We start from the raw sequence: 13,003 nt of genomic DNA, 5'->3' as shown, positions 1-13,003 counted from the left end.
TTAAACTTAACCTGAAAATAGGGTATAAGTAATTTCTTTCTTCTATTTTTTTCAATATAAAATAAAGATAGTTATGATTAATATATTGAAAAATAGAGTTTTGGGTTTTAGCCAGGCAATAGGTTTAGTGCTAATATCGATGGGTATAATCACCGGCTGTACGCCGCGAAATGAAACCCCGAATATCGAGGGAGAAACCTTCCTTGTTGATTTGACTTTTTCGGGATTTGAAACCAGAGTACGTCCGATAACGTCCGGACAAGCGGACGAGCATCAAAAGAACTTCGGATCGCAACATCATCATGTTGATGAATTTCCGACCAACTTGTATTATTGGTCTTTCGATGCGGCTACATTAAATAAGCGATTACTACCATCAGTCGCCAATTGAACTTTCATTGTTCCCCTCCTGGACTACGCATACCTTTCTGAACGGGTTTCCCAACACGAGTGTTTCGAACAAATTGTTGGAAGCAGGTGCCGTTGGTTCTTTTATTTTGCCAATTCCTGTGTCGGGAATTCGAAGTCTGGATAAGCTAAGCTTCGAAATGGGACTGAGCAAATATAATGCGCTTGGCATTGAACTGGAATATAGCTTTTCGCGTTCGACGGGGTTAAGCTCCCTCGGGAAGATGATTAAAATCCCAAAGGAAAACTTAGGTTTTATAAAGAATACCTTGGCATTTGATCTTAGCGAGATAACCTTTCAAGGGCAAGATACTTTGTATTTGTTTTTAAGTGTGAATAGGGGCCAGTTAAGTGAGAATAAGAATTTTACGCAGCGTAAGTCGGCTGTTCGAATAGATAATATCCGGGTGTCGGGGATGCGGAATGTTCGAAATGAAAAGTTAAAGAACGATCTACATTATGTTATTTTTGATCAGAAAAGCAATCTGAAAGTCAGTCGAGGGAAGTTTGATGTGGAAAAGGATGCACAAAGCTTACGTGTGGAATTGCCATTTGGAGAGTATAGTTTAGTAAGCATCTATAACAATTCGGTAAAGAATCCTTTTCTTCCGGAAGTGATCGGATCAAAAAATGATTTTTACCTACTCGATAGTATGGAGGTCGATGGTAGAATATTTGGCTCGATAGATACCTTTAAAGTCGATCGTTCATTCAGCAAAAAGTTAGAATTGCACCGGGCTTATAGCCAGGTTCGATTTGAATTTACCGATACTTTGGCCACTACCAAAGTGACTCAGCTTCGTGTATATCCTAATCATCAGCCTTTTGCGTGGAATCCCTATTCGATAAACCTTCCTTCGTTGGATGCTAAGCCACGGAAACCCTATGTAATCGATATTAATATGGACCGAGAGAAAACGGTAGTATTTAATGAGTTTTTAGGTCTTGAGGCCATGGCTAGGGACTTGAAATATAAGGTGGAGGTAATGGAGGAGGAAAAAGTATTACGGACGTTTGAAGTGCAGGGTTCTGTATTGAATAATATGCAATTGGTGTTCAAAGGGCCGTTGTTGCCACCTACGTCTGGGTTTGGTGGTTTCGAGATATCTCTTAAAGAAAAATGGACAGGGGAGAAGGTGATTACATTTGATAAGGAATAGAGAAGAATTGATGATTACTGGAATAGCAACAGGGACGAACGTTCTTGATGGTCTTTAAAAAGACACTCTCGGAAAAAAATAGGAGGTGGAACCCTTTGACTCCACCTCCGTCTTTCACCAAATTGCATGCGATTAACGCAACGTTTCAATATAATTGTCGATGAAGTGGGCTCGCGTGCGAATGTAAATTTTCATGTTCTTTTTCGCAGTAGGCAGATCGTTATCTCCATATTTCCATACGGCATAATCTTGCTTTTTAGATTCACGGATGCTTGCTGCGTATTCTTCGATAAAGCTTAGTAGATCGTCGAACTTATTGTTTTTATAACTCGTCCAAGTTGTCTTATACAGTTGTATAACTTCAGGATCCTTCAAAAATATTTTGAAAAATTTGCTGCCGATCCGTGAGTCGCTTTCGCGTAATAAGGGGAGATCGCTGTAGTTGAAATAGCTTTTCAAGTCATCTTCGTATCCGAAGGCGGAATCGAAATCCCATATGGGCCCCATCGTGTATTTTCCATTTGCTTTTTTATGCATGTAGGTGCTTTTGGGATGATTGATTTCCATGTTGCCGACCAAGGTATTCAGGATAAGGAAATTGACCAGTTGTTGCTTGTCGAACAAATTGCCGTATCCGTTATTTGGAAATTTGCTGTCGACCAGAAGCTTCTCAAAATCTTCAAATTCTTTCTTGATACTGTTGAATTGTGCATCGGATTTGATGTCTGGCGCTTTAATCATCATAGGTAGTTGTAGAGCCGCCGATTTAAATTTAAATTCCTCATCGAAGTAGGTATCTATCTCTAGTAGAACCCCGTCATCACCGATATTGATACGTGACGATTTGACTTCGACCTGTTGAGTGAGCATATAATTTCCCAAGTACTGCCCATTTAGCGTTACATCGACTGGAACGATGCTATTGGTGAAGGGCATATTGAGTTGCTGCCCGATCTTCATAGCGATGGCATTGCACATGAGGGTGTAATCTTGATAGTTCGCGAGTAGCACCCAATCTTTCGCAGCAGGGAGCCCAAAAATACTAGCACTTTCATCCAGCTTCAGACGATATGGTTTTTTCGGAAAGAACCAGGTGCTGTTCCCGCGACCTTTAATTCGAGTTTTCTTCTTTTCCAGATCAGCCTGCACCGAGTTTCCATTTATGCTCAATTCCGCATTTACATAATCGTCCTTACTGGTGATAGCAGCAGCGCCATCGGTTGTGATGTAAACGTGGGGGATCTTAGCGGCAATGGATTCGTCGAGTTCTGCTTTCTCTTCGATTTCGGGAAGCGGATCGGGCTCGGATGGGCTGGTACAAGCCAAAAGCAGAAAACACGAAAACATACCGCAATAGAGGTGTCTTTTTAATTTCATAACTGGTTGGTTTGGAAGGCTAAAGTTACGTCGCGTATTTATCAATTGGCGCTCTCGGACTATGTTAGTCTGTCCATATTTGGAAATGAGATAGAGAAAATGCTGTATAACAGTCTGGTTATTAATTTGTTGGCTTTTATTTGCTAAGTGTTGTTGAAAAATGGAAATGCTTGTTGTTCTATGAATTATATGCGAATTGAGACAAGATATGTGGTAATGGGTTACTTAAAGTGCTTATTCAAGTAGAAATTTAATAAAGCGTTTTTAATTTATTAATACGATAAAAGTAAACTTGTTATATGGTACTTATTTTGGTTGTTGTTATACTCCAATTACTATTTTCTTGGCTTTACTTTACGAAGAGATCGATGCGGGATGAGCGAGGAAAATTAATCAATATATTAGCGGTTTGTTGTTTATCGGTGATTATCGCTAGCTTAGCAAAGCCTACTTTTGGCAGTCCTGTCGCTCTATTCTATGCCGGAACGATTGGAGTTTGCATCATTACGCTTTCGTTGGTTTATGTCAGAAATATCTTTGTTGAGCGAAGAACGTCCGGCTATTTGATTCTATTGGCAGTTTTTCCTTTTATTCTGTTTATTGTGTTTTTGTTATTATATGCAGGTTATGAAACACAGATCTTGGATAGTATTGTCCATTATTATTTAAATTGGATGTTTCACCAAGGCAAGAATATATTGCTTGTATTGGTGGTGGTTTATGAATTATCGTTGCTTTATTCAAAACGAAAACAGTTATCCTATTATCTTTCATCCCTAGATGGGCAACTAGGATTCTTGTTTATCGCACTGAAATTAGCACTAGTTGGTTTTGTATTGCTGCGCGTCGTGTTTGTTGGCCTGGAGACCATTGTGGAATTCCCGGTACAAGAGACCGCTTTACTGTTCTTGATCGGTATATATTATACCTTGTATTTTAAAGGATTGCATGTCGCAGTTTCAAAATATCGGAAGATAATAATTCCTGATGCTGAGTTGAAGAGTGGATATGCACAACAAACGACTGTACGCACTTGGAATAAATACATTGCGGCTGCAGACAAATACGTCTTGGAAAAATGCTTGTTTCGGATGAAAAACTTTCACGTACGCGACTTAGCTGCCCTGTTGGATATTGACACGAAAACACTTTCGACCATATTAGAGCAAGGACTAGGCGTTAGCTTTGAAGATTATTTGGATAAGCATCGCATTCGTTATTTCGTGGATCATTGCCAACATATCGATTGTTCTGCCAAAGGGATTCTCAACCTTGCCAATGAGGCTGGTTTTGCTAATAAGTATAAGTTTTACAGAGCTTTTAGAAGGCAATATTCCGTGGATCCACGAGAATATTTGAAGAGAATGGATTTCAGTATGACATAAAAAAACTTTCCTGTTTGCATGTATACCGCAATCAGAAGGACTTTCTTGACAGCTTTTGTAAACAAAAACTATCAGACAAAAAAAGGGAGGCTATCGAACGATAGCCTCCCTCTTTTATCTTTAAAAGAAATCTTATAATACCTTTTTCAATAAGTTGTTCATACCTACTAAGTCGCCAATGATTTTTTCTAATTGATCAGCATCAACTCGTTCTTGTTGCATGCTATCTCTATGACGAATAGTAACTGTATTGTCTTCCAACGACTGATGATCTACAGTGATACAGATTGGAGTACCTATAGCATCCTGACGGCGATATCTCTTACCGATAGAGTCTTTCTCATCATATTGGATATTGTAGTCAAGTTTTAATTTTGCCATGATCTCTCTTGCTTTTTCCGGAAGACCATCTTTCTTCGTCAATGGTAATACAGCAGCTTTTACAGGAGCGATCGCAGGGTGGAATTTCAATACAACACGTGAGTCTTGCTTCTCTTCAGTAGATAGATCTTCTTGCACTAAGCTATTCGCTAATACTGTCAAGAATAAGCGATCTAAACCGATAGAAGTTTCAATTACGTAAGGGATATAGCTTTGATTGATCTCAGGATCGAAGTATTGAAGTTTCTTTCCAGAGAATTCCTGATGTTGTTTTAAGTCGAAATCAGTACGCGAGTGAATACCTTCTACTTCTTTGAAACCGAATGGGAATTCGTATTCTACGTCTACCGCGGCATTAGCATAGTGAGCTAATTTAACGTGGTCGTGGAAACGGTATTTCGCAGGATCAGCTCCTAATGCTAAGTGCCATTTCAAACGAGTTTCTTTCCATTTTTTATACCAGTCTAATTCAGATCCCGGGCGCACGAAGAATTGCATCTCCATTTGTTCGAACTCACGCATGCGCATGATGAACTGGCGCGCGATGACTTCATTACGGAATGCTTTACCGATTTGAGCAATACCAAATGGAATCTTCATTCTTCCTGTTTTTTGAACGTTTAGGAAGTTAACAAAGATACCTTGAGCAGTTTCAGGACGTAGATAAACTTGTTCTGCACCATCCGCCATGGCACCCATTTGTGTAGCAAACATGAGGTTAAATTGGCGTACTTCTGTCCAGTTTCTAGTTCCTGATACCGGGCATACGATATCATGCTGTTCAATGATATCCTTTAAACGAGCTAAGTCATCTGCATTTAATGCGTCATCCAGATCTTTCTGTAATTGAGCAGCTTTCTCGGTTTTCCCGTCTTTTTCATAACGGTCAATCTTATCCTCAATTAATTGGTCGGCACGATAGCGTTTCTTGGAGTCCTTGTTGTCGATCATAGGATCGTTGAACCCATCTACGTGTCCGGATGCTTTCCATGTTGTTGGATGCATGAAAATCGCAGCATCAATTCCTACGATGTTCTCATTCAATTGAACCATGGATTTCCACCAATAAGACTTAAGGTTGTTTTTTAACTCAGAACCTAATTGGCCGTAATCATATACAGCGCTTAAACCGTCGTAAATTTCACTGGAAGGAAACACAAAACCGTACTCCTTCGCATGGGAAATTATATTCTTAAAGAAATCATCTGTTTGCTTACTCATAGGAGGCAAATATAATGTATTAGAATGACTTATTATGCCATTAGATCGCGAATTTGTTGGCTCGCGTTTTTATTGTCTACTTTTTTGATAATATGTTGGATAATGCCGTTTTCATCGATAATAAACGTGGTTCTAGCCGTTCCCATATATTTCTTGCCGTACATGTTTTTCTCCACCCAGACCCCATAATCATTGACGATCTTTTGGTCTTCGTCTGCTAAAAGCGTAAATGGCAATTCGTACTTGTTGATGAACTTCTGATGAGATGCCTCACTATCGATGCTGACACCGATAACTTCATAACCATCGTTTAATAAGCTTTGGTAATTATCTCTAAAATTACAGGCTTCAGTTGTACAACCCGGAGTATTATCTTTCGGATAGAAGTAAAGTATAACTTTCTTGCCCTTGAAGTCCGCAAGTTTTACTTCTTTACCATGCTGGTCTTTCGCTTGAATAGCTGGCGCTTTATCGCCTACTTCTAATGTTGCCATAATATCTTTTATCTAGTGAATGTTGCTTCGTAGATCTTCTCGTTATCTTTCCAATCCTTCACAACTAATTTGAATTTATGTGATCCTTTCGATAGTGATGAGTCGAAACGATGCCAAATATGTCTGTTCTTCGAGTCGTATTCCATCAATACCCATTTATCATCGATATAAGCATTGAATGATTGAATACCGGAAAAGTTGTCGGAAATAGTGAAGTCTATCTTCGATTGCGCACTTACGTTCTTTCCGTTACTAAAGTTACGCGGAGTAATCGTCGGTGCAATGGTATCCACCGCGACGTAGAAGGATCCGAAGTTCCGCGTATTGACACTTACCCATCCTTTTTCAAACTTTCCACCTTCGGCTCCATTTTGTACCGAAGCAATTAAAGCTTTGCTTTCCAGGTGCGGCGGTAAGTTGATGGGTTTAATATTTAGCATATAGCTAGAAAACAAAGGGATATACGCATTTTGTATATGATGAACATGCGAATAGCTATTCGCTACTGGGGCGCTTTGGCTATAAACAAAATCTAGGTCGCCATACAAAGTCTCTGTTGGGATTTCTATCTGTAGATGGTCCGCAGAGAACTTATTGACCTTGTTATAGGCGAATCGCTCTCCTTTGATAGGGTTGGCCTTCGGTTGATATGCAGGGTTATTCTTGATTTGAAAGTTCAATTCGCTGCAATTGCCTTGGACGTCCTTCACAACATATTTAACATCATGAACCTCTTGATCTTTCAACTCGATGACACCTTCGTTTTCCAGGTGTTTAAATATTTCAATTTTGTTGCCTGGGTCTTTAAAGCTCTTCTGCACTTTGACTTTAGTCTTCTTCCAATGCGGATAATCAATATAAGAATGAACACCTCTGGACGTATTAAAATCTAACTCCTCGAATACAACAGTCGATACAGGATGCCCATCGATGAACAAGTCAATAGAATACACACCATTCTGAAAACCACCGGCGCGATGTCTATCGATGCTGTTGATACCAAGCCCGAACTTCCCATTTACGGAAATAGGAGCTCCCGAGGCAAGGGCATATCGACCTGACCCTAAAGCCTTCAACTGCATATAGCGGCGTCCAGTAAACTCATTGAAAATAGGTTCATTTAAATCATAAACCATAAGGCCATTAATCGTCGGAGCAAAGTTGTCTTTGAATCGAAGCCCAAATAGCTGCGTATTTAAGGGACGTTGAGTCTTGGTATCGCGGATTTCGAAATGTAGATGCGGTCCTGCGGAACCGCCCGTATTTCCGGCATTGCCGATAAATTGTCCTTTCGTCAATTTCACTTGCCCCTCTTTCAACTCCAAATCTACATCAAAGCGCTGTTGCTTGTATTGTTCTGCGCGCATGATATTGGTTAATGCATCGTTGAAACTATCCATATGTAGATATACCGATGTATATCCATTTGGATGCGCGATGTAAACAGAGTTCCCTCCGCCACCGATCTGCACGCGAACACGCGACACATAACCTTCAGCCGCCGCATGCAACGGCAGACCTATCTTCTGCTGCGTGCGATAGTCGTCGCCCGCATGAAAATGCGTAGACCTCAGCTCACCGAAAGTTCCGGAAGCATCAGGGGCAATATTCAATGGATTACGAAAATATCCCTGTGGATAATTACGTGAAGTATAGATGTTGTTATTTTGAGCTTGGGATGACATCCCAAAAGTAGTAGCTAGTAAAAGTGTGACGAACGTTTTTCTCATATTATTTAATTTGGCATACAAACATGGAATTTCCCTCCAAAAACCCTTCCAGTTTGTCACCAATCTGAACAGGACCCACCCCAACCGGGGTGCCTGTATAAATTAAATCCCCTTTACGGATCGTAATGTATTGTGAAATAAAGCTGATTAAGGTGTCATAATCAAAAATCATGTCTTTCGTATTGCCTTCCTGAACGGTTTCTCCATTTTTTGATAAAGAGAAAGCTAGTTCCTGTATATTCTCAAATTCCTCCTTCGGAATCAGGTTGCTGATCACAGCAGAATGGTCGAAAGCTTTCGCCAGTTCCCAAGGCAATCCCTTTGCTTTATGGTCGGCCTGTATATCTCTCGCCGTAAAATCGATTCCCAAACCAATAGCATCATAGTACTTGTGCGCAAATTTTTTAGAAACATGCTTCCCTTCGTTGCAAACCCGAAGCACCACTTCCACCTCATAATGCACATCCTTAGAAAACTCCGGAAAATAGAAGTCTTTATTATCTTTTAAAACCGCCGTATCGGGTTTCAGAAAAATAACGGGTTTCTCAGGAACCGGATTGTTCAATTCTTTGGCATGATCGACGTAGTTTCTACCTACTGCTATTATTTTCATGGTTATTGTTTATTGATGTAATGGCAAAGGAGATCACCCTCCAATGGCTTAACAAACTTAGCAAAACTGAGAGGGAATAGCAAGATTAGCGAAGAGCTGCCCTCTGGTTTCCGAACTTCCGTTTCAATTAGGAAGATTCTTGGGACTGTTTGTATGTTAACTTCCGCTAATTTAACATTGAATTAATATAGCAATAACTAACTTTGTTGTATGAATAATTTTAAAGCGGTACTATTTGATTTAGATGGTACCTTGATAGACTCTGAATACTTTTATTATAGCAATTGGGCACCGATTCTTTCGGAAGATTATGGACTTAACATTACTTTCGACGATTGGATTTCCAATTTCGCAGGACATACATTAGCTCGCAACGTAGTTATGTTGAATGAACACTACAAATTAAAAGTTGATGAAGAAGACATGTGGTATGCAACTCGCTCTAGATACGCTAAAGCAGATATGCGCACAATCAGACTGATGCCACATGCACAAGAAATATTGGAGGTAGTTAAATCGAAAGGGCTAACCACGGGGTTAGTAACCTCCAGTTATAAAACAACAGTAGACACCGTGCTCGGTGAACATAAATTATTAGATTACTTCTCGTTTTTCGTCACGAGAGAATCTGTGGAACAACCTAAACCCAATCCGGAACCTTATTTACTGGCGACACAAAAGCTCGCAATCCCATCCGAAGAGATTCTGGTAGTGGAGGACACCAGCACAGGATGCACGGCAGCTAAAGCAGCGGGGTTGTACTGCGTTGCGGTTTCCAAACAAGAGGTCGAACGCGAACGTCTTTCGCATGCAGATAAACTTGCTTCTTCGTTAAAAGAAGTGGAAAGTTTATTGTTTTAATCGATTTAGCATTCCAGTTTTCCCGTTTTATTCGTAGATTTAAATCTATTGATTGTAAATCTTATGAATAGACGGACCGCGATTAAGCAGCTATTTGTGGTTGTAGGGGGGATGATGATTGCAACCTCCTGTGATTTCACCGATAAATCAACCAGCATCCTGCTTAATCATATTAAACTTAATAAAGCAGACGAGGACCTCCTCGCTGAATTAACTGAATCCCTGATCCCTAAAACCGACACGCCGGGCGCTAAGGACCTCAATCTGCATCTCTTTGTGATGAAGATGGTCGACGATTGTGCCAGCCCTGAAGAGCAGAAAGCTTTTATCGACGGGTTAAAAGGTGCCGAGACAATCAAAGGAAAAGGGTTGAAGGATATGCAAACCTACCTAGCGGCATTGCCCGCCGACGATGTGTTTTTCCAGCTACTAAAACGACGTACTGTTCAGGGCTACTTGAACTCAGAGTATGTCATGAATAATAAATTAGTGTATGAGTTAGTGCCTGGGCGCTATAATGGGGCAATGAAAGTTAACCGATAAGGAATGGCAAATTTAAATATTGATTCTGCGAAGGAACGTAGCTATGATGCTATCGTGATAGGCTCTGGGATTGCGGGGGGTTGGTCTGCGAAAGAGCTATGTGAGAAAGGGTTAAAGACATTGGTTCTGGAAAGAGGACGTGATGTTCAACATATCAAAGATTATCCGACTACCAATTTATACCCCTGGCAGTTTGAACATCGTGGAGAGATACCATACGATGTGAAGCAAGAAAACCCCGTAGTAAGCAGATGTTATGCCTTCCGCGAAGATGCACAGCACTTCTTCGTGAAAGACAAGGAGCATCCTTATGTGCAAGAAAAACCATTCGATTGGATACGTGGATACCAGGTAGGAGGGAAGTCCTTATTGTGGGCTCGGCAGACCCAACGCTGGTCTGACTTTGATTTCCAGGGACCTGCTAGAGACGGCTTCGCCGTCGATTGGCCTATTCGATATGACGATCTACAGCCATGGTACGATCATGTTGAACGCTTTGCTGGTATTTCCGGCAATAAGGATGGGCTGCCGGAATTGCCTGATGGCGAATTCCTTCCTGGCTTTCCTTTAAATATCGTCGAAAAATACTTCAAGGAACAAGTAGAATCGAAATATCCGGGTCGCAAAGTGATATCTGCTCGTTGTGCACACCTTTCAAAACCTAATCAGATTCATATCGATCAGGGGCGTGTGCAATGTCAGAATCGATTGCTATGCCAAAGGGGATGCCCATTTGGAGGCTATTTCAGCTCCAATGCATCCACGCTGCCTTGGGCGGCGAAGACCGGCAACTTGACCCTAAGACCAGATTCTGTTGTTCATTCTATCCTTTACGATGATGAAAAAGGAAAAGCAATTGGTGTCAAAGTAATCGACAGAAACACAAAGGAAGAGATTGATTTCTTTGGCAAGCTGATCTTCGTTAATGCGGCCGCCTTGAACAGCAACCTGATCCTGTTGAATTCCAAATCAAAGCGCTTCCCGAATGGACTGGGCAATGACTCGGATACCTTGGGTAAATATGTCGCTTTCCATAATTACAGCGCGCGGATATCGGCAGAGCATGAAGGACATTTGGATTATAAAGTCGACGGTAAAAATCCTGCTGGTGGTGGTTATATTCCACGTTTCAGAAATCTGCATAAACAAGAAACCGACTTTCTAAGAGGCTATGCTGCTGGCTTTGGAGCGTATCGTAAATCCGGATCAGACCAATCTGGCATAGGCGAAGACCTGAAATCGTCTTTACTAAATCCTAAATTGGGCAATTGGGGCGTAGGCTCGCACATGATGGGAGAAACGATTCCAAAAGCATCAAACTATGTTGCACTCGATGAAACCCAAAAAGACGAATGGGGAATACCGCAATTGAAGATCTCAGTTGATTATGATGACAACGACGCCAAGATGAAAAAGGACTATCTAGATACCATGGAGGAGATGTTCACGGCTGCCGGCTTTACCAATATACAGCGTAATGAATCCTCACAGGCACCAGGCTTAGATATCCATGAAATGGGCGGCGTGCGGATGGGCTTAGACCCAAAAACATCCATGTTAAATAAATGGAATCGACTCCACAGCTGTCCAAACGTTTTCGTAACGGATGGCGCTTGTATGACTTCAACATCTACGCAAAACCCTTCGCTTACCTATATGGCATTCTCCGCTCGTGCAGTAGACTACGCCATCAACGAACTAAAGAAAGGCAACATCTCGTAACAACGATTTGTCAATACAATAAACATAAAAAAAGCGCCGTAAGGCGCCTTTTTTATGTTTATTGTATCTAAAATCTATTGTCTAACATCTAAATTTCCACTGTCGCATCCATTGCGAAGTCTTCATTCATCAAATGCACGATTTCCATAGACTTCTCATAGTTTGTAGACTTCTTGGAGAAAAAGTCATGCTGCGTAGTCTCTGTATTCAAACCGTTCAATACGATAGGGTTCACTTGTTTTACTTCAAAGATCGGCTCGAAACCTAAGTTCATTAAGGCCTTGTTACCGTTATAACGAACATATTCTTTAACTTCAGCAGTTAAACCTACCACTGTATAAAGCTCCTCAGTATACTTAATTTCGTTTTCGTATAAGTCGTTCAATAAAGCTAAGAAACGTTGTTTTACTTCCTCTTTGTTCGGAAGTTTAGCAAATACTTCTTGCGCAATCAATCCTACGAAAACACCGTGGATAGACTCATCAGCAACGATTTTCTTGATGATATCCGCAGAGGCTACCATCTGACCCTGACCACATAACCATAATGGTAAGAAGAATCCAGAGTAGAATAAGAAAGATTCTAATAATACAGATGCTGCCATTGCCATGAACAACTCCTCGTTAGAAACCTTTTCCTTATCGATTCCGCGATAGTGTTTGTCGATTGTAGCCGCTTTATATTGCAAGAATTTATTCTGAGAAACCCAACCAAATACGTCGTTGATCTCGTTTGTTGTCGATACGGTGGTAAAGATTGTAGAGTATGATTTAGCGTGGATCGCTTCCATCATACACATGTAAGACAATACCGCTTTGTTCTGCAAAGAATCAATATGGTCGATGATTTTCGGCATACCTGTATGCGATTGCAGGGTATCCAATAAAGTCAAACCACCTAAAGCTTTTTTATAACATTCCTTCATGTCCCAGCTTAAGCCTTTCCAGCTGTCGATATCTTTGGAAGGGATATACTCGGTATCAATCCAGAATTGCTTAATATTTTGTTCCCAGAACATCAATGCATAATCGTTGTCTGGTGTGTTCCAGTTTACCGCGGTAAATTGTTTGCTCATTTTATTCAGTATCGTTGGTGAAAGAGGCTGAAT

The 13,003-nt window shown here is 40.8% G+C and carries 12 protein-coding genes; 6 read left to right on the top strand and 6 right to left on the bottom strand.

Annotated features, from left to right (window positions below):
* The first annotated feature begins 73 nt into the window (after nt 1-73).
* Complete coding sequence (locus QYC40_RS15030) at nt 74-391, top strand: hypothetical protein (protein ID WP_301990946.1); 318 nt, start codon at nt 74-76, stop codon at nt 389-391.
* 7 nt (nt 392-398) lie between these two features.
* Nucleotides 399-1,568: a hypothetical protein gene (locus QYC40_RS15025; RefSeq protein WP_301990945.1), complete on the top strand. Its 1,170-nt coding sequence runs from the start codon at nt 399-401 to the stop codon at nt 1,566-1,568.
* 132 nt (nt 1,569-1,700) lie between these two features.
* Here the strand turns inward: QYC40_RS15025 and QYC40_RS15020 are convergent, their stop codons facing one another.
* A complete protein-coding gene (locus QYC40_RS15020) occupies nt 1,701-2,945 on the bottom strand; it encodes a CotH kinase family protein (protein ID WP_301990944.1) in 1,245 nt (414 codons plus the stop codon).
* Nucleotides 2,946-3,244: 299 nt separating this feature from the next.
* Here QYC40_RS15020 and QYC40_RS15015 point away from each other — a divergent pair, with 299 nt between their 5' ends.
* Nucleotides 3,245-4,330: a helix-turn-helix domain-containing protein gene (locus tag QYC40_RS15015; RefSeq protein WP_301990943.1), complete on the top strand. Its 1,086-nt coding sequence runs from the start codon at nt 3,245-3,247 to the stop codon at nt 4,328-4,330.
* Nucleotides 4,331-4,462: 132 nt separating this feature from the next.
* On the opposite strand, the gene QYC40_RS15010 is transcribed toward QYC40_RS15015, so the two are convergent.
* Genes QYC40_RS15010 through QYC40_RS14995 form a run of 4 tightly spaced genes read right to left on the bottom strand, consistent with a single transcriptional unit; the run spans nt 4,463 to nt 8,769 of the window.
* The gene (locus QYC40_RS15010; RefSeq protein ID WP_301990942.1) at nt 4,463-5,932 is read right to left on the bottom strand and encodes a glycine--tRNA ligase; all 1,470 of its coding nucleotides are present in this window, start codon (nt 5,930-5,932) and stop codon (nt 4,463-4,465) included.
* A 32-nt stretch (nt 5,933-5,964) separates the two neighbouring features.
* Entirely contained in the window at nt 5,965-6,426 is a 462-nt protein-coding gene (gene bcp / locus QYC40_RS15005; RefSeq protein WP_301990941.1) for a thioredoxin-dependent thiol peroxidase, read from the bottom strand.
* An 8-nt stretch (nt 6,427-6,434) separates the two neighbouring features.
* Complete coding sequence (locus QYC40_RS15000; RefSeq protein ID WP_301990940.1) at nt 6,435-8,156, bottom strand: M23 family metallopeptidase; 1,722 nt, start codon at nt 8,154-8,156, stop codon at nt 6,435-6,437.
* 1 nt (nt 8,157) lies between these two features.
* Nucleotides 8,158-8,769: a fumarylacetoacetate hydrolase family protein gene (locus QYC40_RS14995; RefSeq protein ID WP_301990939.1), complete on the bottom strand. Its 612-nt coding sequence runs from the start codon at nt 8,767-8,769 to the stop codon at nt 8,158-8,160.
* Between the two features lie 210 nt (nt 8,770-8,979).
* On the opposite strand from QYC40_RS14995, the gene QYC40_RS14990 reads away from it, so the two are divergent.
* From QYC40_RS14990 to QYC40_RS14980, 3 genes are all read left to right on the top strand, one after another.
* On the top strand, nt 8,980-9,630 hold the full coding sequence (locus QYC40_RS14990) for an HAD family phosphatase (protein ID WP_301990938.1): 651 nt from the start codon (nt 8,980-8,982) through the stop codon (nt 9,628-9,630).
* Between the two features lie 63 nt (nt 9,631-9,693).
* Nucleotides 9,694-10,173 carry a gluconate 2-dehydrogenase subunit 3 family protein gene (locus tag QYC40_RS14985; protein ID WP_301990937.1) on the top strand — a complete coding sequence of 160 codons (480 nt, stop codon included), beginning with the start codon at nt 9,694-9,696 and terminating at the stop codon, nt 10,171-10,173.
* Between the two features lie 3 nt (nt 10,174-10,176).
* The gene (locus tag QYC40_RS14980; protein WP_301990936.1) at nt 10,177-11,895 is read left to right on the top strand and encodes a GMC oxidoreductase; all 1,719 of its coding nucleotides are present in this window, start codon (nt 10,177-10,179) and stop codon (nt 11,893-11,895) included.
* An 88-nt stretch (nt 11,896-11,983) separates the two neighbouring features.
* Here QYC40_RS14980 and nrdF read toward each other — a convergent pair whose 3' ends face one another.
* Nucleotides 11,984-12,970 carry a class 1b ribonucleoside-diphosphate reductase subunit beta gene (nrdF, locus tag QYC40_RS14975; protein ID WP_301990935.1) on the bottom strand — a complete coding sequence of 329 codons (987 nt, stop codon included), beginning with the start codon at nt 12,968-12,970 and terminating at the stop codon, nt 11,984-11,986.
* Nucleotides 12,971-13,003 lie beyond the last annotated feature (33 nt).

This window comes from Sphingobacterium sp. BN32, assembly GCF_030503615.1.
Taxonomy (GTDB): domain Bacteria; phylum Bacteroidota; class Bacteroidia; order Sphingobacteriales; family Sphingobacteriaceae; genus Sphingobacterium.
The sequence above is the reverse complement of the archived record's forward strand: the minus strand, read 5'-3'. Positions and strand labels throughout refer to the sequence as shown.